General features: G+C 57.6%; 21 protein-coding genes, 1 tRNA gene and 1 riboswitch. Of the genes, 7 read left to right on the top strand and 15 right to left on the bottom strand.

The window, feature by feature from the left end; genetic code table 11:
• The first annotated feature begins 178 nt into the window (after window positions 1–178).
• The 7 genes from AC2FJV_RS16165 (at window position 179) to AC2FJV_RS16135 (ending at window position 6,198) form a co-directional block, all read left to right on the top strand.
• Window positions 179–664, top strand: a complete 486-nt coding sequence (locus AC2FJV_RS16165; RefSeq protein WP_142639471.1) for an acyloxyacyl hydrolase — start codon at window positions 179–181, stop codon at window positions 662–664.
• 78 nt (window positions 665–742) lie between these two features.
• Window positions 743–1,534: a tryptophan synthase subunit alpha gene (gene trpA, locus AC2FJV_RS16160; protein ID WP_281995895.1), complete on the top strand. Its 792-nt coding sequence runs from the start codon at window positions 743–745 to the stop codon at window positions 1,532–1,534.
• A gap of 152 nt (window positions 1,535–1,686) precedes the next feature.
• Complete coding sequence (locus AC2FJV_RS16155) at window positions 1,687–2,853, top strand: alpha-hydroxy acid oxidase (protein WP_142639467.1); 1,167 nt, start codon at window positions 1,687–1,689, stop codon at window positions 2,851–2,853.
• A 243-nt stretch (window positions 2,854–3,096) separates the two neighbouring features.
• Window positions 3,097–3,750 carry a 50S ribosomal protein L25/general stress protein Ctc gene (locus AC2FJV_RS16150; protein ID WP_142639464.1) on the top strand — a complete coding sequence of 218 codons (654 nt, stop codon included), beginning with the start codon at window positions 3,097–3,099 and terminating at the stop codon, window positions 3,748–3,750.
• A gap of 137 nt (window positions 3,751–3,887) precedes the next feature.
• Window positions 3,888–4,568 (top strand): aminoacyl-tRNA hydrolase, encoded by a 681-nt coding sequence (gene pth / locus AC2FJV_RS16145; protein ID WP_142639462.1) that lies wholly within the window; start codon window positions 3,888–3,890, stop codon window positions 4,566–4,568.
• A gap of 82 nt (window positions 4,569–4,650) precedes the next feature.
• A complete protein-coding gene (locus AC2FJV_RS16140) occupies window positions 4,651–5,814 on the top strand; it encodes a serine hydrolase domain-containing protein (protein WP_142639460.1) in 1,164 nt (387 codons plus the stop codon).
• Between the two features lie 9 nt (window positions 5,815–5,823).
• A complete protein-coding gene (locus AC2FJV_RS16135) occupies window positions 5,824–6,198 on the top strand; it encodes a DUF2237 family protein (RefSeq protein ID WP_142639459.1) in 375 nt (124 codons plus the stop codon).
• 42 nt (window positions 6,199–6,240) lie between these two features.
• Here the strand turns inward: AC2FJV_RS16135 and AC2FJV_RS16130 are convergent, their stop codons facing one another.
• The 15 genes from AC2FJV_RS16130 to AC2FJV_RS16060 all read right to left on the bottom strand — a co-directional run bounded on the left by AC2FJV_RS16130 (window position 6,241) and on the right by AC2FJV_RS16060 (window position 22,216).
• Entirely contained in the window at window positions 6,241–7,386 is a 1,146-nt protein-coding gene (locus AC2FJV_RS16130; RefSeq protein ID WP_496714074.1) for a slipin family protein, read from the bottom strand.
• 401 nt (window positions 7,387–7,787) lie between these two features.
• A tRNA-Asn gene (locus AC2FJV_RS16125) sits at window positions 7,788–7,862 on the bottom strand.
• 366 nt (window positions 7,863–8,228) lie between these two features.
• Window positions 8,229–9,476 (bottom strand): tryptophan synthase subunit beta, encoded by a 1,248-nt coding sequence (gene trpB / locus AC2FJV_RS16120; RefSeq protein WP_281973469.1) that lies wholly within the window; start codon window positions 9,474–9,476, stop codon window positions 8,229–8,231.
• A 92-nt stretch (window positions 9,477–9,568) separates the two neighbouring features.
• Complete coding sequence (locus AC2FJV_RS16115) at window positions 9,569–10,219, bottom strand: phosphoribosylanthranilate isomerase (protein ID WP_496690361.1); 651 nt, start codon at window positions 10,217–10,219, stop codon at window positions 9,569–9,571.
• A gap of 8 nt (window positions 10,220–10,227) precedes the next feature.
• Window positions 10,228–10,578, bottom strand: coding sequence for a lipopolysaccharide assembly protein LapA domain-containing protein (locus tag AC2FJV_RS16110; protein WP_271951622.1), 351 nt, complete (start codon window positions 10,576–10,578; stop codon window positions 10,228–10,230).
• A gap of 6 nt (window positions 10,579–10,584) precedes the next feature.
• Entirely contained in the window at window positions 10,585–10,869 is a 285-nt protein-coding gene (ihfB, locus tag AC2FJV_RS16105; RefSeq protein ID WP_271951590.1) for an integration host factor subunit beta, read from the bottom strand.
• 270 nt (window positions 10,870–11,139) lie between these two features.
• Entirely contained in the window at window positions 11,140–12,816 is a 1,677-nt protein-coding gene (rpsA, locus tag AC2FJV_RS16100; protein WP_142639449.1) for a 30S ribosomal protein S1, read from the bottom strand.
• 299 nt (window positions 12,817–13,115) lie between these two features.
• Complete coding sequence (locus tag AC2FJV_RS16095; protein WP_496714073.1) at window positions 13,116–14,801, bottom strand: tryptophan halogenase family protein; 1,686 nt, start codon at window positions 14,799–14,801, stop codon at window positions 13,116–13,118.
• A 254-nt stretch (window positions 14,802–15,055) separates the two neighbouring features.
• A complete protein-coding gene (locus tag AC2FJV_RS16090; RefSeq protein ID WP_271951586.1) occupies window positions 15,056–15,571 on the bottom strand; it encodes a hypothetical protein in 516 nt (171 codons plus the stop codon).
• A gap of 101 nt (window positions 15,572–15,672) precedes the next feature.
• On the bottom strand, window positions 15,673–16,290 hold the full coding sequence (locus AC2FJV_RS16085) for a (d)CMP kinase (protein WP_496714072.1): 618 nt from the start codon (window positions 16,288–16,290) through the stop codon (window positions 15,673–15,675).
• 5 nt (window positions 16,291–16,295) lie between these two features.
• Window positions 16,296–17,648: a 3-phosphoshikimate 1-carboxyvinyltransferase gene (gene aroA / locus AC2FJV_RS16080; protein ID WP_496690362.1), complete on the bottom strand. Its 1,353-nt coding sequence runs from the start codon at window positions 17,646–17,648 to the stop codon at window positions 16,296–16,298.
• Window positions 17,649–17,717: 69 nt separating this feature from the next.
• Window positions 17,718–18,428: a tRNA (guanine(46)-N(7))-methyltransferase TrmB gene (gene trmB, locus AC2FJV_RS16075; RefSeq protein ID WP_496690363.1), complete on the bottom strand. Its 711-nt coding sequence runs from the start codon at window positions 18,426–18,428 to the stop codon at window positions 17,718–17,720.
• 129 nt (window positions 18,429–18,557) lie between these two features.
• Window positions 18,558–19,739: a methionine adenosyltransferase gene (gene metK, locus AC2FJV_RS16070; RefSeq protein WP_142639436.1), complete on the bottom strand. Its 1,182-nt coding sequence runs from the start codon at window positions 19,737–19,739 to the stop codon at window positions 18,558–18,560.
• A gap of 5 nt (window positions 19,740–19,744) precedes the next feature.
• Window positions 19,745–19,793: riboswitch (SAM-SAH riboswitch) on the bottom strand.
• Between the two features lie 42 nt (window positions 19,794–19,835).
• Window positions 19,836–21,332 carry an apolipoprotein N-acyltransferase gene (gene lnt / locus AC2FJV_RS16065; protein WP_496690364.1) on the bottom strand — a complete coding sequence of 499 codons (1,497 nt, stop codon included), beginning with the start codon at window positions 21,330–21,332 and terminating at the stop codon, window positions 19,836–19,838.
• Window positions 21,329–22,216 (bottom strand): hemolysin family protein, encoded by an 888-nt coding sequence (locus tag AC2FJV_RS16060; protein WP_496714071.1) that lies wholly within the window; start codon window positions 22,214–22,216, stop codon window positions 21,329–21,331. Before AC2FJV_RS16060 ends, lnt begins: the two co-directional genes overlap by 4 nt.
• Window positions 22,217–22,237 lie beyond the last annotated feature (21 nt).

Here is a 22,237-nt window from a genome sequence, read left to right as displayed (position 1 = left end):
ACGGCGTCTTCTATTCACGTCCGGGCAAATGCGCAACCCGGACGGCGGCAACAGGTCGAGTCCCAGTTGCAACATCACTTATCTGTTAATCAAACGTGTACTTCGAATACTTGATTCTGCCACTGCCACTGCCACGTCACCAACTGACAGGGAGTTGAGAAAACCAAGAAGTACCGAGATGAAAACACTTTTCTTAATGAGCACTTTGCTGGCCACCACGACCATGGCACACGGGCAGTCCATCGTATTGGGAGCAGGATATGCGGATTTCACCCACACCAGCAGCAATGATCAGGCGGTCGTGTCACTGGAATACCAGCACAGCCCGTTTCACGAAGCCACGCGCCTCAGTGCTGGCTGGGGTGTGGCTCTGACGGTGGATGCAGATGCCGACACGCATATTGGCGCCGGTTTGGTCGGTCTCTATACGATCTCTGATCGGTGGTTCGCAGAGGCCAGCGTGATGCCTGGCTACTACAACGCCTCAAATGATGACAATGATCTCGGCGGAAATTTCCAGATCCGCAGCCTTTTCGGAATTGGATATGCCCTGGAAAACGGAAACAAGCTCTCGCTGGCCATCACCCATAATTCGAACGCGAGCACGGACAGTTTCAATCCCGGCGTCAACTCAGTGTTCATGCGTTATCACTACGGGTTCTGAAGCAATCTGGCCCAGCGGGATTGATTTCCGGGCAAAGTTTCTGCACATCAGGTTCAAATCCGTATGCAAGGACCGCAGATGACCCGTATCGACGCCAAGTTCGCCGCCCTCAAGGCCGAGGGCAAAAAGGCCTTCGTATCCTACATCATGGCCGGTGACCCCGATTTCGACACCTCGCTTGAGATCGTCAGGGGCTTGCCCGGTGCCGGTGTCGACGTGATCGAACTTGGGCTGCCGTTCACCGACCCGATGGCGGATGGTCCGACCATCCAGGCAGCAGGACAACGCGCCCTAGAGGGCGGGATGACCCTGCAACGCACACTGGATCTTGCACGTGCTTTTCGGGAATCGGATGATACAACGCCTATTGTGCTAATGGGGTATTACAATCCCATCTACAGCCGCGGCGTGGAAAGGTTTCTGGCGGACGCTACAGAGGCTGGCATCGACGGCCTGATCGTCGTTGACCTGCCTCCCGAAGAAGATGACGAACTTTGTCTGCCTGCACAGGCGGCTGGATTGAATTTTATCCGCCTCGCCACGCCGACAACGGATGACAAACGGCTTCCGCGCGTTCTTCAGAACACTTCGGGATTTGTGTATTACGTCTCGATCACGGGGATCACAGGCGCAGCCGAAGCCCAGGCCACGAATGTAGGCCCCGAGGTCTCTCGGATCAAATCCGCCACGGATTTGCCAGTGATCGTGGGCTTTGGAATCAATACCCCGGAAAAATCGCGGGCAATCGCAACTGTTGCCGATGGCGCTGTGGTCGGCTCGGCCATTGTCAGCCAGATCGCCGCCGGGAAGTCGGTTGGTGAAGTTCTGGATTTTGTCAAATCGCTGGCAGATGGGGCACATTCGGCCTGATCCAACGACCGGTTTCGCAATCTTGACCGCAGTCGGCGCAACCCGGCTGCGGTTTTTCTATTGCACCTAACGTTGCGCACAGAAACGTGGCGTTGCGAGGCTTTCGAAAAATTGGTAAAGAAAAAGGACCAATCTTTCGAAAGCCGCATCTCATGCCCGTCATCACCAATATCCAAGACCTCAAACACATCTATGAACGACGCGTCCCGCGCATGTTCTTTGACTATGCCGAAAGCGGCAGCTGGACCGAGCAGACCTTTCGCGACAACAGCTCGGATTTCGAAGATATCCGCCTGCGCCAGCGAGTAGCGGTTGATATGACCGGGCGCACGACGGCGTCGCAGATGATCGGACAGGATGTTACCATGCCTGTTGCCCTTGCCCCCGTTGGTCTGACCGGCATGCAGCACGCGGATGGTGAGATCAAAGCCGCCAAAGCAGCCGAGGCTTTTGGCGTCCCCTTTACCCTGTCCACGATGTCAATCAATTCTATCGAGGAGGTGGCCGAGAACACCACTGCGCCCTTCTGGTTCCAACTCTACACCATGAAGGATCAGGACTATGTCTCTCGGCTGATCCAACGCGCCAAGGATGCAAAATGTTCGGCCCTTGTGATCACCCTGGACTTGCAAATACTCGGGCAGCGCCACAAGGACCTAAAGAATGGTCTGTCCGCGCCGCCGAAGCTGACGCCTAGGACCATCGCCAATCTGATGACAAAATGGACCTGGGGCATCGAAATGTTAGGCGCCAAACGGCGGAACTTCGGCAATATTGTTGGCCATGTTGATAATATCACTGATACAAGATCGCTGGGCACATGGACGGCGGAACAATTCGACCCCAGCCTGGATTGGGGCAAAGTTGAAAAGCTGATGGACCAATGGGGCGGCAAGGTGATCCTCAAGGGTATCCTGGATTCCGAGGATGCCAAGATGGCCGCCAAGCTGGGCGCCGATGCCATCGTGGTTTCAAACCACGGCGGACGCCAGTTGGACGGTGCGCTCAGTTCCATTCGTGTCCTGCCCGAGATTATGGACGCTGTCGGAAACGACATCGAAGTGCATCTGGACAGTGGCATCCGATCTGGCCAGGACGTTCTGAAAGCACTGGCACTTGGCGCGAAGGGCACCTTTATCGGGCGCGCCTTTGTTTACGGTCTTGGCGCAATGGGCCAGAAAGGCGTGACCACGGCACTTGAGATCATTCAGAAAGAACTTGATACGACCATGGCGCTTTGCGGTGAACGCAATGTGAGCGATCTGGGCCGGCACAATTTGCTTGTCCCGAAAGACTTCGGAGGGAGCTGGACAGATTGATCGCGCGCATGGGGGCTCTGTCCTTGTCGCCGATTGGCCGCCTCCCCCGAGATATTTAGAGCCAGTTGAAGAAAGGATTCCCTGCTTCATCTGGCCGAAAATACCTCGGAGCGCGGGACAGAGCCTCGCAAAATAGACGAGCTGCAAAAACCCCTTTCCAAACTCAATGAATCAAGCTAAGGACGCGGCTTCACGCGGGTATACAGCCTTGGAGGATACCCGCCCTAACATTGGAGAAATATCATGGCTGGAGAGATTCCCGATCTCGTAGCTCTGGAACGGACGGGGACAGGCAAGGGCGCCGCTCGTCAGGCACGCCGCGACGGCATGGTTCCGGGCATTGTTTTTGGTGGCGACAAAGAGCCGCTGCCGATCCAGATCCCGTTCAACGAACTGTTCAAGCGCCTGAAAGCGGGCCGGTTCAAGTCGACATTGTGGAACCTGAAGGTTGAAGGCCAGGAAGACGTTCGCGTCATCTGCCGCGACGTTCAGCGTGACGTTGTCAAAGACCTGCCGACCCACCTGGACCTGATGCGCCTGCGTCGGACCACCAAGATCGCACTGTTTATTCCGGTTGATTTCATCAACGAGGAAGAGGCCCCCGGCATCAAGAAAGGCGGCGTTCTGACCGTTGTCCGTCCTGAGGTCGAGCTGATGTGTACCGCTGGTGAGATTCCTGAGAAGATCACCGTTGATCTGACCGGTCTGAACATCAACGACGTTGTCACCATCTCGTCGGTCGATCTGCCTGCTGGCACCAAGCCGACCATCGACCGTGACTTTGTGATCGCCAACATCTCGGCCCCAACCGGCCTGGCTACAAGCGATGACGAAGAGGGCGAAGAGGGTGATGTTGCACCCGATGAAGTCGAAGTCGTCGGAAGCGAAGAAGAATAAGGCCGGACCCAAAGTTTCGGTTTTTGTGACGGGGCCCCATTGGGGTCCCGTTTTCTTTTGCCCGTTGGGCTGGAAAATCGGCCCCGATCCGTGCCATCAACCAGTTGCGATATCGCGCTTGAGACAAGGACATGACGATGAAGCTGTTTGTCGGCCTGGGAAATCCCGGATCAAAATATGCTCGAAACCGGCACAATATTGGCTTTATGGCCGTTGACCGGATCGCCGAGGATTGCGGCTTTGGTCCTTGGAAATCCAAATTTCAGGCCGAAATCGCCGAAGGGCGGCTTGGTCAAGAAAAGGTTTTGCTTATCAAGCCTCAGACCTTCATGAACCGGTCCGGTCAATCGGTGGGCGAGGCCATGCGGTTTTACAAGTTGGATTCGACCGACGTCACTGTCCTACATGATGAATTGGATCTGGCGCCGGGTAAGGTCCGCGTCAAGGCAGGCGGAGGCCATGCCGGTCACAACGGGCTTCGGTCGATCCACGAACATATCAGCCCAGCCTATGATCGGGTGCGCCTTGGGATCGGTCATCCCGGGCGGAAAGAATTGGTTTCGCCATATGTCTTGGGCGATTTCGCAAAGGCTGACAGCGACTGGTTGGAAGATGTCCTGCGCGGCGTTGCAGATGGCGCAAGGCACCTGGCCAATGGCGATGGCGGTAAGTTCATGAACGCCGTTGCCCTGCGAACGGCACCGCCGCGTTCGTCCAAGTCACCGTCCGAGCACCCAAAACCAGCGGCCCAGACCATTACCGAACCCGCCGGGGACAGCAGGTCTGCCATGCAGAAGCTGATGGACAAGTTCAAATAGCGCCCTTTGCCGTTGCCCCTACGTCCGGATTGCGGAATTTTCCCGGGCAGGCTCCAATACCGGCAATCATGGGAGGCGACAAATGAGAGCTTTGTTTAAATGGGTGCTGCGTATCGCGCTGATGCTTGTGCTGGCAGCCGCCGTTGTCGGGTTCTGGAAACGCGAGGAAATTCAACGCTTGATGGCGGTGAACTCATTGTTTTCCCCCGAAAAGATCGTTCACAATTTCTCGCATATGGATGCAGCTTTCAAAACCGTCAACTTGCCGCGCGGGGATGGGGCCACATGGGAATTGCCTTACGGGCCCGGGTTTGACCTGCCAGCAGGCACGGATCAATGGATCGAAGACCGGTCGGTCACATCCTTGCTTGTGATGCAGGGCGGGCAGATCCGGTTTGAGGAATACTATCTGGGCACCACACCAGACGATCGACGCATTTCGTGGTCGGTTGCCAAAAGCTATCTTTCTGCATTGTTCGGCATATTGCTGGACGAAGGCGCAATCGCCTCATTGGACGATCCTGTCGTGCAATACGTACCCAAACTGCAAGGCACGGCCTATGATGGTACGACGATCCGCAACGTGCTGAACATGGCCAGCGGTGTGACCTTCAACGAGGATTATCTGGATTACAATTCTGACATCAACCGGATGGGTCGAGTGGTCGCCTTAGGCCGAGAACTGGACGATTTTGCCGCCTCGCTGCAGGACAGTTTCGCAACACCCGGAGAAATCTGGAAATACGTGTCAATCGACACCCATGTTATCGGTATGGTGGTCCGAGGAGCAACCGGTCGCAGCGTGGCCGAACTGCTTACAGAGCGCATTGTACAGCCACTTGGGCTGGAGCGGGATGGCTATTACGTGACCGACGGGGCCGGAGTTGCCTTTGTTCTGGGGGGCTTGAATTTCACCACCCGCGATTATGCGCGTTTCGGTCAGATGATCCTGCAAAACGGGGTTCATGATGGGCAGCAACTGGTACCGGCTGAATGGATCGCCGCTTCGGTCCTGCCCAGTGCCCCGACCGCATCGGGCAAGATCGGCTATGGATATCAGTGGTGGATTCCCGTGGGCGCGCATGAGGGCGAGTTCATGGCCCGCGGCGTCTATGGTCAGTATATCTATTTCGACCAGCCGCGCGGGGTGCTGATCGTGTCCACCGGAGCCGATCGCAAGTTTCGAGACCCTGGCGTGAATGAGATCAACATAGAAATGTTCCGCAAGATTGCGCAAAGCCTGTAAGATGCTCTTATGCAGAAACAGGAAAGCATAAATGTTCTGGGGGGCGTGCTCGCCCCTTGCTCCCGCGATCCGCTGACCGGGTTCTTTCGCGATGGCGCCTGCAATACCTGCCCCGAGGATCAGGGCAGCCACACGGTTTGCGCGGTAATGACGGTCGAGTTTCTGGCCTATTCGAAATATGTCGGCAATGACCTCAGCACGCCGCGCCCCGAGTTTAATTTTCCCGGGCTGCGTGCCGGTGACAGCTGGTGTCTATGTGCGGGTCGCTTCCTGCAAGCCCATGACGAAGGGTGCGCGCCCAAGGTTCATCTTGAGGCGACACATCAACGGGCGCTGGACATCGTGCCTCTGCGCATTCTCAACCAACACGCGGTTCAGGACTAGGCAGACCGGCCCGGGATCACCCGGACCAGCCCTTATTCGGGATCAATCCCGCAATTTCACAAGGTCAGACATCAGACCCTCGGTTCCGTTATGAACCGTCAGCCGCTCGACCTTGCCGGCGATGGTTTCCAGCGCTTCCAGCTCTTTCAGTCGCAGCATCACCGGGTTTTCCGCCATCACTTTCGCGGTGTTCAGCAAAGACCGCGTGGCGTTGGTTTCTTCCCTCCGCCGGATGACGTTGGCCTCGGCCTGTTTCTCGGCAGCGACCACGGCGGTCAGGATTTCGCGCATCTCGCCGGGCAGGATGACGTCTTTCAACGCGATCTCACCCACTTCGATGCCGATCCCGGCCATTTGTGTCCGCACCCGATCCGCAGCCTCGGTGTCAACGCCCACCTTCTCGGCAAGTAGCCGGTCAAGCGTCATCGACCCAAGGGTCTTCCGGAACACCAGTTGCAGGGCCCGGTGCAGGGCCTGATCAAAATCCTTCACCGCCCCCATCGCCTTGACCGGATCGACGACCCGGTAATCGGCGCTGAGGTTGACCCGGATGGTCACCCGGTCCTTGGTCAGGATCTCTTGACCCGTTACCTCATGGGTTCGTTGCCGCAGGTCGATCTGCTTGACCTCGACGTTCCGGCCCACCTTCCAGAAGGCATGGGCGCCGGGGTTCAGCCGATCCACCAGCACGCCATCCACGGTCAGCAAACCGACATGCCCTTCGGCAATCTCGACCCGCGTCAGGTGCATCTGCAGCCCCACCCGAACCAGCCGCTGCGCGACCGCTTTGGGCACAACCATGGACTCGGTCAGCGCGTGTTGCTCAACGGCCCAAGGGCCGGCAACCTTCCAAACCAGCGCCCGTACTTCGGGGATCAGCACTCGAGCGGGCACACCATCCCGAAGCAGAACCAGAACCTCGTCGGGCCCTGCCCGAAACTCGGTCAGGTGCGCCTCGGTCAGTTCGGGCCGGTTCTGCAGCAGCGCCCGCTCATAGGGCGACACGAAAAAGAGAGCCTCCAGATCGTGCAGCTCGGTCAGCACATCCCTGCGTGGCAGCCGGTGTTTCCCGGGGCCGAGGATGGTGTCAATTACCCCCTTGCGCAAAACCAGCATCCGCTGGGTCTCGGTCAGGGTCAGCCGTTGATGACCGGTCAGCCGGTCGATCAGATCTTGGAATAGTGTCATTTCATTTCTCCTTTTCGTCTCGCTCTATCGTCGTCGCAAAAGCGAACTCCTTTTCATGTTTTCAGTGGGTTGCACCCCGATTGGGTGACAGGTGTGAAGCCTTCGGATAAAGGCTGTGAAAGACCGGGCATCCCCCGCGCCGTGCCCTTTTGCGAGAGGGTCAGAGAGAGGGGCGCGGGACCAATGCGCCGCCTGTTCCCAAGGGATCAAGCGGGGCGCCAATCCGGCGACACCGTCATCTGCCCTCCGGCCCAAGACCAGAGCAGCGAAGACCCCTGCCCCGCCCGGCCGAAGCCTGACGTAGCGCGGTGCCACCCCTGCTGGGGAACACCCGGACCTTAATGATTTGGACCGTTTTCACGGACCGGCGTTGAAGGCCGGTGCTGACCTAACAGCGTTTGTTCAAATGGCGGGACTCGAACCCGCTACACATCGATTAACAGTCGATTGCTCTAACCAGAATGAGCTACATTTGGAGCTTTGGAAGGTGTCGAACCTTCGCTCACAGACTTGCCATCCGCCGCTCTTCCACCTGAGCTACAAAGCATGTACCAATCCCCGGTTTCGGCCCTGGCATACGGTTTCGGCAGCGCCGTCCGCACCGAGAGAGTGATCACCTCTGCTCGCTAGGGTCCGGCCCGTTTTGACCGGTAACGGCGGGTTTAGGCGAAGGGGCAGGATTCGCTCAATGATATTCTGAGAGGTGGAAATGCACCTGTGGCGGGTGCGCAACAAAATTACCCAGCTGCGCAACATTCGAAAAGCCGCAGGCTGGAAACCAAAGCTGCACACCGTTCAAAGGCACACAGCTTTTGTCAGAAATTTCAAATTTTACCGCCTGGTCAATCGGCGCTGCGGCCTTCGGTATCCGACATGTCGAAGTTCAGATATTTCGCCACAGTCTGAACATCCTTGTCACCACGTCCACACATATTCATGCAGATCAGGTGATCCTTGGGCAGATCCGGCGCGATCTTCATCACATGAGCCAGCGCATGGCTAGGTTCAAGCGCCGGGATGATGCCTTCGGTTGCACAGCAAAGCTGGAACGCCTCAAGCGCCTCTTTATCGGTGATCGACACATATTGCGCGCGGCCGATATCATTCAGCCATGAATGTTCAGGGCCAATGCCCGGGTAATCCAGACCAGCCGAGATCGAGTATCCTTCGAGGATTTGCCCGTCATCATCCTGCAGCAGATAGGTGCGGTTGCCATGCAGAACACCGGGGCGGCCGCCGGTCAGCGAGGCGCAATGTTCCATCTTGTCGTTCACGCCCTTACCACCGGCTTCGACTCCGATGATGTTGACGGATTTATCATCCAGGAACGGATAGAACAGACCCATTGCGTTCGATCCACCACCGATGGCGGCGATGAGCGTGTCGGGTAAACGGCCCTCAGCCTTGTGCATCTGTTCCTTTGCTTCCTTGCCGATAATCGACTGAAAGTCGCGCACCATCGCCGGATACGGGTGCGGGCCAGCAACTGTACCGATGCAATAAAACGTATCGCGCACGTTGGTCACCCAGTCACGTAACGCATCGTTCATCGCGTCTTTCAATGTGCCACGACCTGACGTCACAGGGATCACTTCGGCCCCTAGCAGGCGCATGCGGAACACGTTCGGGGCCTGTCGCTGCACATCATGCGCGCCCATATAGACCACGCATTTCAAACCGAACTTGGCGCAAACGGTGGCTGTGGCCACGCCATGCTGTCCGGCGCCGGTCTCGGCAATGATCCGGGTCTTGCCCATGCGCCGCGCCAGAATGATCTGGCCCAATACGTTATTGATCTTGTGCGCGCCGGTGTGGTTCAGCTCATCGCGCTTCAGATAGATTTTGGCGCCACCCAGATGCTCGGTCAGGCGCTCGGCATAATATAATGGCGAGGGGCGTCCCACATAGTTGGCCCACAGATCGTCCATCTCGGCCCAAAATGTGGCATCGTCCTTGGCCTTTTCATATTCCTCTTCCAGCGCCAGGATCAGCGGCATCAGCGTTTCGCTGACAAAACGCCCGCCGAAAATGCCGAAACGGCCCTGCTCGTCTGGGCCGGACATGAAGGAATTGAAAAGATCGTTGGCCATGGGTGTCTCCATCGTCGTACCCGTTGTTCATAGGAGGTAGCGGCGGGATTTGCCATGGCAAAACGCACATGGGAATCCTTAGATGTGATACCTCAGCCGGCCCGAATTGCAGCGTCTACAAACGCACGAACCATCGCGGCATCCTTGATGCCCGGTGCACTTTCCACGCCTGAGGCGACATCGACCTGACGCGCGCCCGTCATACGGATGGCCTCGGCCACATTTCCGGGGTTCAACCCACCGGCCAGCATCCAGGGCTTGCGCCAGTATTTGCGCCCAGCCAGTAAACGCCAGTCAAACGCCAGCCCGTTTCCACCCGGCAGAACCGAGCTCCTTGGCGCCTTGGCATCTATCAGCAACTGATCGGCAACATCGCAATAAGTATCAATGGCGGCCAGGTCTTCGGCATCTGCAACACCAACCACCTTGATAACAGGCAACCCATAGCGCGCCTTGATTTCCTGCACCCGCTCGACAGATTCTGAGCCATGCAGCTGCAACATGTCAAAAGGGGCGACTGCGGTGATACTGTCCAACAACTCATCCGTGGCGTTCACAACCAAGGCGACCTTTGCAACCCCAACGGGGACATGCTCGAACAAAGCTGCTGCCTGTTGAGGCGAAACATATCGAGGCGATTTCGGAAAGAAGTTGAAACCAAGATACCGTGCACCCGCATCAGCTGCTGCGCGCACGTGATCTTGTGCAGTCAGGCCGCAGATTTTAACCGCTACATCCGACATTCCGGGCCTCAGCTGGCCTCATCCAACAGGGCGAGAACTTCGTCCTGTCCTTCGTTCTGCGCTTTCTTGAGCTTCTTGACCTCACGCTCAAGCTTGCGCACTTCACCTTTGCTGGCGGTAGCATCGCGGCGGTGCTTGTGCTCGCGCAGCCATTCCCAAAGAAAGCCAATGACCAGGCCAGCGACGATGCCACCCAGAACCACCACGAACAGCGGCAACGAGGCGCTGAAATTGAAGCCAAGCAAATCGGCTATAGCCGAGGGAATAAGCGTCAGCTCAACCGCTTCGCGGTTGGCCAGAGAGACTGAAATCAAGACGATCCCGAGGACCGCGAGAAAAGCATATCGAAGGTAGCGCATCATGGCCTAGGCTTTACCGTTCAACCGGTCTCTTAGCAACTTGCCAGTTTTGAAAAACGGAACACATTTTTCTTCGACCTGCACAGTTTCGCCGGTACGCGGGTTACGACCCACACGGGCATCGCGCTGTTTCACTGAAAACGCCCCAAAGCCTCTCAGTTCAACCCGATCCCCTCGCGCCATCGCATTCGTTACTTCTTCGAACACGGTATTCACGATTCGCTCGACGTCACGCTGATAAAGATGCGGGTTCTCGTCGGCGATTTTCTGAATCAGTTCTGAACGGATCATGTGCGTTACCCTCCCAGGCGACCGGTTAACCATGCCTATTATTCTGAACAGTATAGGAAAAAACTGGGTTCGGGGGAACGTAAACTCTGCGGGCAAAGGTTGAAAATTACAGTTAAGTAACGCGATTTTTTGCCAGTTCATGTAATTTGCCTGACAAATGTATGAACCTAAGACCCAATTAGCCTGAAAATGCGAACATGTTGATTCGCAACAAAAACGGCCCCGCGCTTTCACACGGGGCCGTAAATTCGGCTTGACTGAGGCTCGGACTTAGTCGCCCGACTTCAGCGCTGCACCCAGGATATCGCCCAGCGATGCGCCCGAGTCGGAAGAACCGTACTGTTCCACGGCCTCTTTCTCTTCGGCGATCTCACGTGCCTTGATCGACAGACCCAGACGACGGGTCTTGCTGTCGACATTGGTGACGCGGACGTCGACCTTGTTACCGACCGAGAAACGCTCTGGGCGCTGTTCGGCACGGTCACGGCTCAGGTCGGAACGACGGATGAACGACTTCATACCTTCGTACTCGACCTCGATGCCGCCATCTTCGATCGCGGTGACCTCAACGGTGATGATCGAGCCACGCTTCACGCCGCCCACGGCTTCGGCGAACTTGTCACCGCCTAGGGCTTTGATCGACAGCGAGATACGCTCTTTCTCGACATCCACTTCAGACACAACGGCCTGTACCACGTCGTTCTTGTGGTAGTTCTGGATGGCATCCTCGCCACGCTCGTCCCAGGACAGATCGCTGAGGTGAACCATGCCGTCGATGTCGCCTTCGAGGCCAATGAACAGACCGAATTCGGTGATGTTCTTGACTTCGCCTTCGACTTCGGTGCCCTCGGGGTGTGTTTCTGCAAACACTTCCCACGGGTTGCGCTGAGTCTGCTTCAGGCCCAGAGACACGCGACGCTTGGCGCCATCGATTTCCAGAACCATGACGTCGACTTCCTGGCTGGTCGAAACGATCTTGCCGGGGTGGACGTTTTTCTTGGTCCAGGACATCTCGGACACGTGCACCAGACCTTCGACACCGGCTTCCAGCTCGACGAACGCGCCGTAGTCGGTGATGTTGGTGACGCGACCCTGATGAACCGAGCTCAGCGGATACTTGGCTGCAACCAGATCCCACGGATCTTCCTGCAGCTGCTTCATGCCCAGGCTGATGCGGTGGGTCTCTTTGTTGATCTTGATGACCTGAACGTTGATGGTCTCGCCGATCGTCAGGATCTCGGACGGGTGGTTCACACGGCGCCATGCCATGTCGGTGACGTGCAGCAGGCCGTCAACGCCGCCCAGGTCAACAAACGCACCGTATTCGGTGATGTTCTTGACGACGCCTTCGACGGTCTGACCTTCGGTCAGGTTGCCGATAACCTCGGCGCGCTGTTCGGCACGCGATTCTTCCAGGATTGCGCGGCGCGAAACAACGATGTTGCCACGGCGACGGTCCATTTTCAGAATCTGGAACGGCTGCTTCAGACCCATCAGAGGGCCAGCGTCGCGTACGGGGCGCACGTCAACCTGCGAGCCGGGCAGGAACGCAACTGCACCACCCAGATCGACGGTGAAGCCACCTTTGACGCGACCAAAGATTGCACCTTCGACGCGCTGGTCGTCGGCATATGCTTTTTCCAGACGGTCCCATGCCTCTTCACGGCGGGCCATCTCACGTGAGATGACAGCTTCGCCACGGGCGTTTTCTGCGGCGCGCAGGTAAACTTCAACCTCGTCACCAACAGTGATTTCAGGGGCTTCGCCAGGATTTGCGAATTCTTTCAGATCAACGCGGCCTTCCATTTTGTAGCCGACGTCGATGATGGCTTGGCCGGCTTCGATCGCCAGAACCTTACCTTTGACAACAGAACCCTCTTCGGGCGTGTCCATTTCGAAGCTTTCATTCAGGAGGGCTTCGAATTCCTCCATGGTTGTATCAGCCATCTGGCAGTGTTTTCCTTTACATACGTTTTTGCTGGCCGAGCGGTTGTCTCCGCCGGTCTTCGTGGATTGGTCAGACGACCTGACATATACCGCAAAACAAAGAGGGCCGGTTGGTCCGACCCTGCTCGTCTCATTGTTTTATGGCTCAAATCGCCTTGTCGACGCGCGCTCTATAACGGGTTCGCACAGGCGCTGCAAGTTTTACCGTGCGTATCACAAAATAACACGCAAACCCCAGCCTTGCATGGCTGAGGTCGGGTCGATTTGTATTCTTCTTCAGCTCCGAAAGGACAGAGCGCCTAAAACAGTTGCACATCTTTTGAGCCGCTTTGGATTTCGGCAAAATTCGGCATGTTCTGGACCGCCAAAGGTACCGGGGCCGCGCCCGGCATCGCGACTGTTGGCTTCGCTGCTGCGGCCTTTCCAAAGGCTGGGCGCTCTAGCTCGCCCCGGATATCGCGCAGCAGGGTTTTGTGATCAGGCATTGATCTGAGTATCTGCGCAAGATCCACTTTCGCGCCTTTCCACCACTGGAACCAGATCGGTTTCTTCAACGGCCGCAAGCGATCGCGGATGCCGGCACCATAGCCCGTATCATAGACCTGCTTACCCAAAAGAACCGTTTGATAGACGCGGAAATCGAAAAGCGTTGCAAACTCGATATCTCGTTCCAAAGGCAGGCGGTGCTGCCACAGCTCAAGGTTCTCGGCCAGCCGATCCGGTATCTTCATTTCGGTCCGCGCGTCGATCCAATATTGATCATCCGTGCGGTTGCCCAAGCGGTAGTGCAGACAAATGAAATCCAGAACCTCGTCATAGAGCTTGTCCATTTGCTTGTTATATCTCGCCCGCAGCGACGGTTCGATGTCCCGCGTGGGCAGATGCTCGGCGAACCAGCGCACCGCATGATCAATCATGTGGATCGCTGTACTTTCCAGCGGTTCGATGAACCCTCCGGCCAGTCCGATCGCCACGCAATTCTTGACCCAGGCATTGCGCACTCGTCCGATACGCATCGGGATCACACGCGGCGTCGCACCTTTGCCGCTATCGCCCAGCCATTCGAGGTATTCATCCGCCGCCTGTTCATCCGTGCGATGCGCGGATGAGTAGACATAGCCCGTGCCCACACGGTTAAAGAGCGGCACCCGCCAGGTCCACCCCGCACCAAGTGCGGTGGACCGTGTGACGCTTTCAATTTTTTCTGGATCCGGGTGCTCGATCTGCAACGCCATGGCGCGGTCGTTGGGCAGATAGTCAGAATAATCCATGAATGGCTCGCCCAGCGCCTTGTTGATAATCAAGCCGCGAAACCCGGTGCAATCCACGACCATCTCAATGTCATGGCGGCCTTTCTTTTCCAGCATCAGATGACTGACATTGCCCTGCTCATCCAGCTCGACCGATTTCACCTCGTCCTGGATGTGCTCAACGCCGCGCTTGGTGCAAACCCTGGTCAACATGCCTGCAAACTTCACAGCATCCAGATGATAGGCATAGCCGAACCGCTGCTCAAACTCTGGCTGACCCAGTGGCCGCCCACCTTTGCACAGGCGCGCCAGATCATCATGGGGCGAGATGGACTGCGTGAAATCCCTATCGCCATTGCCAAAGCGCAGGAAGTATTCTGCGGGCTCTAACCCCTCTAACAACTGGCCATGCGCAAAAGGGTTCACGTAATCAATGCGATTGCCCTTGGCGTCCTTGTTCCAATTACAAAACTTCACGCCCAGCTTGAACGAGGCGTTGGTCTCACGGAAGAAATCCCGCTCTGAAATGCCGGCCTGGCGCAGCGTGACCGGCATCCGTGGAACCGTGGCCTCGCCGACGCCCACAGTCGAGATATTGGGGCTTTCGATCAGGCAGATACGCGGGCGATCCTTGGGTGCTGACGTGCGTGAAAACACCATTTCCAGGATCAGCGCGGTCATCCAACCTGCCGTGCCGCCACCCACAATGGTGATCTTGCGCAAACGATTATTCATATTTTCTGTCCCTGTTGGTTTTGGGGTTTTTTAGCCGCCTGCCCTTTTTGATTTTGGGGCTTGTAAAGCAGCTTTCCCTTTTTGCCTGAGAGAAACTATAACAGCTTTCCTGCATCCAGCTAGGCACTATGACGGCCGAACCTGCATACATGCCGGGTCATCAGACCCGGCAACACAGGCCGCTCGCCACTGCGCGACTTTCTTTAGGATGGTGGATGCTGCGAGAAAGGAAATGCGCAAGTACCGGCCCTGCGTCAGATATCCTCGCCTTTTTTCAGAAGCTCTTCGATCAGAGCGCGCTGAAGATCATTGCTATCGCCGCCGCCAAATTCCGCAACTCCGCTGGAATACAAGGTGCCGTAGGTGTTGGCGATGTTCACCGTCTGGGCCAGCCCCGAGATCAACTGATCCCTTTCTAGCCGCGACAAGGGGTGGATGAACGCAGCCCACAAGGTGCCATTGGCAATCGCATATCGCGCATCCAGGGTACTGTCGAAATTCGCCTGCATCATCCGTTGCATGTCCTGAGCACTCAGATCTTCGACACTTTGGATCGACACCATGGCCCGCATCCGGTCCGCATTGACGTCGGTAATCACCAGAACGGGAACCTCCGCGATGGTAAGCTGAAAGCCCGGCCCAAGAGGCTCTGTCTCGGGGTCAAGCGCAAACAATATCTTGCCCAAACGCTCGTAGGTCATTGGCGGTTCTGCCTCTTGCGCTGAAAGCGCACTGGCGAGAAAGGTAAAAATCAAAATCAGGCGGAACATCGATTACCTCCGGCAGATGTCGATACAAAGGTAATCGACGCCTCGGGCGCTGGCCAAACAAAGCTTAGTGAACAAAGTTGTGTTTGCTCTGGCAAACGGCCCTAGGGCAGAACTGGTTCGATGACCTCAATCGCGCGGGCGAGAGCTGCGTCAATGCTCAGGTCCGAGGTATCCAGTATGACCGCATCCTCAGCTGGCTTCATAGGTGCCGTGCTGCGTTCGGCATCCCGAGCGTCCCGCTCACGCACATCGGCCAACACCTGTGAGCGTGTAACCTCATGGCCCTTGGCGTCCAGTTCCAGAAACCGTCTCTCAGCGCGCACTTCGGCGCTGGCGGTGACAAACAGCTTAACCTCGGCCCGCGGGCAAATAACGGTTCCGATGTCACGACCGTCCAACACTGCACCGCCCGCGCGGCGCGCAAAGGCGCGCTGAAAATCGACCAATGCAGCCCGCACCTCGGGGATAACTGCAACTTTCGAGGCCGCTTGCGCGATTTCAGCCGTGCGCAGATCACCCTGATCCAGGTCCTCGGCAGTCATCGTTTGCGCGGCACTAACCGGGTCGGCACCTTCCAGCGTTCTGCGGCCAACCGCACGGTAAAGCAGGCCGGTATCGAGGTGCGCAAACCCGAAATGGGCGGCAACGGCATTGGAAATCGTGCCCTTCCCCGCTGCTGCCGGGCCATCGATTGCTATGGTGAAACTGGCAACTGCCATCGCATTTACCGGTTGTTTCGCTGCAGCCGCGCACCAAGGCCAGCCATCAACGGTTCGAAGATCGGGAAAGACGTTGCGATCGGGCCGCCATCGTCGACTCCGACCGGATTTTTCGCCCCCATACCCATAACCATAAAGGACATCGCGATCCGGTGATCCAGAAAGCTCTCACAGGTGCCGCCGCCGGGAACATTGCCAATTCCCAAACCATCCACAGACCACCAATCATCGCCCTCATCGACGGTGACGCCATTAACGCGCAGGCCGCGGGCCATCGCATCAATACGGTCGCTTTCCTTGACGCGCAGTTCTTTTACGCCACCCATCATTGTGGTGCCTGTGGCATTTGCCGCGACCACAGATAGAACCGGGTATTCGTCAATCATCGAGGCCGCTCGTTCCGGAGGAACCGAGATTCCTTTCATATCGGGGGAATACCGGGCACGTAGATCCGCGACCGGTTCACCACCCTCTTCGCGCTCATTTTCATAGGTCAAGTCAGCACCCATCTCACGCAGAGTGGTAAACAGACCCGCGCGGGTCGGGTTCAGGCCGATGCCTGGAACCAGAACATCAGATCCGGGCGTGATCAGCGCAGCACAGACCGGAAAGGCCGCGCTGGAGGGATCACGGGGCACAACGATGATCTGCGGTTTCAACTCAGGGCGACCGGTCAGGGTGATCACCCGCCCCTCATCGGTATCCTCGACCGTGATTTCAGCCCCGAATCCGGCCAGCATCCGCTCGGAATGGTCCCGGGTCGCTTCGGCCTCAATCACCACGGTCTTGCCCGGTGCGTTCAGACCTGCCAACAAAACGGCAGATTTCACCTGTGCGGAGGGAACAGGAACCTCGTACTTTACTGGGACAGGGTCTGCTGCACCCACAATCGTCATAGGTAGGCGCCCCCCGGTGCGTCCCACAGCTTGCGCACCAAACAACGCCAGAGGATCGGTTACCCGCGCCATAGGGCGTTTGTTGAGGCTGGCATCCCCCGTGAATGTCGCGGAAATCGCAGAGGTCGCCATCGCACCCATGATCAACCGAACGCCGGTGCCCGAGTTGCCGCAGTCAATAACCTGATCGGGTTCGGCAAAGCCACCGACGCCCACACCATGGACTGACCATTCGCCACCCCCGTGATCTGTCACCTCAGCCCCAAAGGCACGCATCGCCTTTGCGGTGTCCAGAACGTCCTCACCCTCCAACAGACCGGTGATCCGGGTTTCACCTACGGCCATCGCGCCCAGGATCAGCGATCGGTGCGAGATCGACTTGTCACCAGGCACCTCGGCCGCTCCGGTCAGCGGACCGCAAGGGTGCGAGGTCATCGGGATGGGCGTGCCGTGTCCGGACATGGGGGCTCCTGTTTTCGCTATCAGTTCCCAAGCCGATTAGCGAATTGGGGGCGCTTGGTCCAGCCGCAATCAGTCGTTGCGGCGGAAGGTCAGGTAATGCGGTGTCCGCCCTTCGCGCAGGGCCTTCTGCTCATAGCGCGTGGAAATCCAGTCTTCCCAAGGCTCACGCCAATCGGTGGGGCGTTCCGCCAACCATTCGAAACCAGCGCCCGGCACCTCTTCCAACGTTTGGCGGACATAGTCGGGAATATCTGTTGCAACGCGAAAGATCGCGCCCGGTTTCAACGACCGCGCCAACGGCTCCAGATGCTCTGGGGTCACGAACCGACGGCGGTGATGCCGGGTTTTGGGCCAGGGATCGGGGTACAGAAGAAAGGCGCGTGATATGCTGGCTTCGGGCAAGACATCAAAAAGATCGCGCGCATCGCCGGGATGCACCGCCAGATTCTCGACCCCAGCCTTGCGAATCTTGCCCAACAGCATGGCGACACCGTTGATATAGGGTTCTGCCCCAATGATACCGATATCGGGATTGCTAGCCGCCTGATGCACCAGATGCTCGCCGCCGCCAAAGCCGATCTCAAGCCAGACATCCTTGCCACCGAACAGGGCATTCAGATCCAGCGGACTGCGTTCAGGATTGCTTTCCCAGTCCACAGCACCCGGAGACAGCGCATCGAGGTCTTCGCTTAGATACGTCTTTTGGCTTTGCTTCAGGGTCTTGCCTTTGAAGCGGCCATAAAAGTTTCTGCGGGGGCGTTGGGGGGTCTGGGTGCTCATGGCGGTGCCCATACTGCGGGGACGGCTCAGAGGCAAGGGGCGGCGGCAGAGCAGAATAGCCGCCGCCTCTCATCCATTTCCCAAGAAATAGGCGCGCCCGCAAGGGCGCACCAATTGATAACAGTCAGATCAAACCGCCGCTTTCAACGCGTCTGCTAGATCTGTGCGCTCCCAGCTGAAACCTCCATCCGCTTCCGGCTGGCGGCCAAAATGGCCATAGGCTGCTGTGCGCTGATAGATCGGCTTGTTCAGCTCCAGATGCTGACGGATGCCGCGTGGGGTCAGGTCCATCACCTGGCCGACGGCTTTTTCAATCCGATCATCCGCGATCTGCCCCGTGCCATGCGTATCCGCATAGATCGACAGAGGCCGGGAAACGCCAATGGCATAGCTCAGCTGGATCGTGCAACGCTCGGCCATTCCCGCGGCTACGACATTCTTGGCCAGATAGCGCGCGGCATAAGCCGCCGAACGGTCCACCTTGGTCGGGTCTTTACCCGAAAACGCTCCGCCACCATGTGGCGCTGCACCACCATAAGTGTCCACGATGATCTTACGACCGGTCAGACCCGCATCTCCGTCCGGACCGCCAATGACGAACTTGCCGGTTGGGTTGACGTGCCAATCGGTCTGATCGGTCAGCCAACCCTCGGGCAGAGTTTCGGTGATATACGGCTCAACAATGGCACGAATATCGGCCGAGCTCAGCGTCTCATCCAGATGCTGGGTCGACAGAACGATCGAGCTGACGCCAACCGGCTTGCCATCCTGGTAGATCACTGACAGCTGCGATTTCGCATCCGGGCCCAGCGCAGGCTCGGTCCCGTTCTTGCGCACCTCGGCCAGACGGCGCAGGATTGCGTGGGAATACTGGATCGGCGCAGGCATAAGCGCGGGTGTCTCGGTGGTAGCATAGCCGAACATGATGCCCTGATCACCGGCACCTTCGTCCTTGTCACCCGACGCATCTACGCCCTGCGCAATATGTGCAGATTGCTCATGCAGCAGGTTCGTAACTTCTACCGTCTCGTGGTGGAACTTATCCTGCTCATAGCCGATATCCTTGATACAGGCGCGGGCGATCTCGTCGATGCGGCCCATATAGTCATGCAGCTTGTCCTGATCAGACAGCCCCACTTCGCCGCCGATCACCACGCGATCCGTTGTCGCAAAGGTCTCGCACGCAACGCGTGCCTCGGGTTCTTCGTTCAGAAATGCGTCTAGTACGGCGTCGGAAATACGGTCACAAACCTTATCCGGATGCCCTTCGGAAACGGATTCCGAAGTAAAGGTATAGTTCTGTCGGGACATGCAAGTGCTCCATTGAAATTACCCCGTCACGCCAGGAAGCCGTTGTGATGGGCACAAGAGGGGATAAGCCCCCCGAAACTGAGGGTCAATGCGAAATCATAGGTTTCGCCGCCGCAGTCCATACCATAACAGGCCAAACAGCACCAATAACACGGCAAAGACAGGATTATCCCCCATTCGGGAATAAGCCGTCGGAGAATGAGGCGCCGGAAGTCCGGCATCAATATAGCCCGCCTGTCCAAGTGGCAGGGCCTCGGTGATCCGGCCCAGCGGGTCAATCATGGCGGAGACGCCGGTATTGGCCGAACGCATCATGGGCAGCCCCTGCTCGATGGCACGCATCTGTGCCTGAGCCAGGTGCTGATACGGTCCCGAGCGCGTTCCGAACCACGCATCATTGGTGATTTGCAGAAGGAAATCAGCGCGCCCCGGCGCGGATAGGACATCCTGGGTAAACACAGCTTCGTAGCAGATCAACGGCAGCGCTTTACCCAATGGGCCTGCATCCAGCAGCGCCGCCCCCGACCCGGCGCTGAACCCATGTCCGGTGGTTGCAGCCATGCCATAGATCCCGAACCGCGCCATCACGTCGCCAAACGGAACATATTCGCCAAAAGGCGCCAGATGATGTTTGTCGTACAGCCCCTGCTGAGCCCCATCCACATCAAGGTAGATCATCGAGTTGTAGATTCGCGGCCCGTCGCCTCGTTGAATTCCCAGAACAACCGGCGTGCCTTGCGCCGCCTCGGCGATGGCATCCAGATACGGCTGCGCGCTGCCCAGCCAGGCGGGAACCGAGGTTTCAGGCCAAACAATCAGGTCAGGCTGTGGTTCGGCGGCAGTAAACTCGATCTGACGTGCGAAGAACAGAGGTGCAAACTCTGGATCCCATTTCTGATGTTGCAACGCATTGGGCTGAACCAAGCGAACGATATGTCCCGTTTCGTCCACAGCGGGCCGCGTCCCTGCATAGCCCAAAGCCAATGCGACCGATGCCACACTGATGCCCAAGGGCACGAATACTCCGGAACGCAGCGCCAAAGCCGCCCCTAGTGGCAGTGTCGCCACCAAGGTCAGCGCCCCAAGCCCGTAAGGCCCAAAAAGTGACAGTAGCTGCGCAACAGGGGTCTCGACCCAGACCTGCGCCAGCCCGGCCCAGGGGAACCCGGTCAGAACATAACCGCGGGCACATTCCGCCAACGAAATTGCCACGGCGAGAAACAACGCTTGTGAAACCCCGCGCGCGCCGGGCCTGCGAGCAACCCAGAATGCCAGCGCCCAGAACAGCGCCAAACCACCAGCCATGAAGACCAAAGCAAACGGAGCCATCCAAGCGTGACGATCGGCGTCCACCAGAAACGGCTCGACAATCCAGCTGAGTGCGTGGGCGAAATACCCGGTCCCAAACGCCCAACCGATCCACGCCGCACGCGCACGTGTCTCGGTGCTCTGAAATATCGGTGCGACCAACACCAACGCCAATACAGAAGCCACCCAATACCCAAAGGGAGCCAGACCAAATGCAGCCAGCCCTCCCAACAAACCAGAAAGGACAAATCTAAGCCAAATGGGCCAAGCCCGTATCAGGTTCATGCAACGATATCCGGCAGCATGACACGCAGCCTTTTGATGCGCCGCGGATCCGCATCAATCACCTCAAATTCAGGCCCTTCCGGATGCAGAACAACCTCTCCTCGTGCTGGAACCCGTCCGGACAACATGAAGACCAACCCGCCAAGCGTGTCGATCTCTTCCTCATCGACATCCTCGTGGCTGGTTAGGGATCGCCCGATCTCGGCTTCGAAATCTTCAAGGGGTATCCGCGCCTGCACCACATAACATCCAGGTTTTTCCTGAACCCAAAGTTGGCTTTCATCCGCGTCATGTTCGTCCGCGATCTCACCAACAACCTGTTCGATCAGGTCTTCGATCGTCAGCAACCCGTCGACACCACCATATTCGTCGATCACCAATGCCATGTGGCGGCGCTCGGTTTGCATTTTGGTCATCAGCACACCGATCGGCATCGATGGCGGCACGAACAGCAATGTCCGCAACATCGACACCAGATCAAACTCAGTCGAGCCGCCGTTGAACCCGTGCGTCAAAGCGAAATCTTTCAGGTGGATAAAGCCCAAAGGCGTATCCAGCGTTCCTTCATATACAGGTATCCTGGACAGACCGCTTTCCCGGAAAACCTGGGCCAGCTCATCTTTAGATATCGTCGACGGTACTGACACGATCTCGACCGTAGGAATCGCCACGTCCTCGACCCGCATCCGGCGCAGGTTAATCATGCCGCGAGGTTGAGCCGGATCGACCTCTTGCCCATTGACCGCAGAAGCCGAGTCTTCACTCTGCGTTGAGAACGCATCCACTATTCGAGAGAAAAGTCCTGGTCTCTCAGTGACATTTTCGTTGCCGTCCTTCGGTTGCGCGCCCTGCGCCGCCATAGAACTGCCGTCTGTTTCGCCCATTTTCCCATTCCAAATGATAAG

Source organism: Ruegeria sp. CDSA241, assembly GCF_059611265.1.
This window is presented reverse-complemented; position numbering and strand designations above follow the sequence as displayed.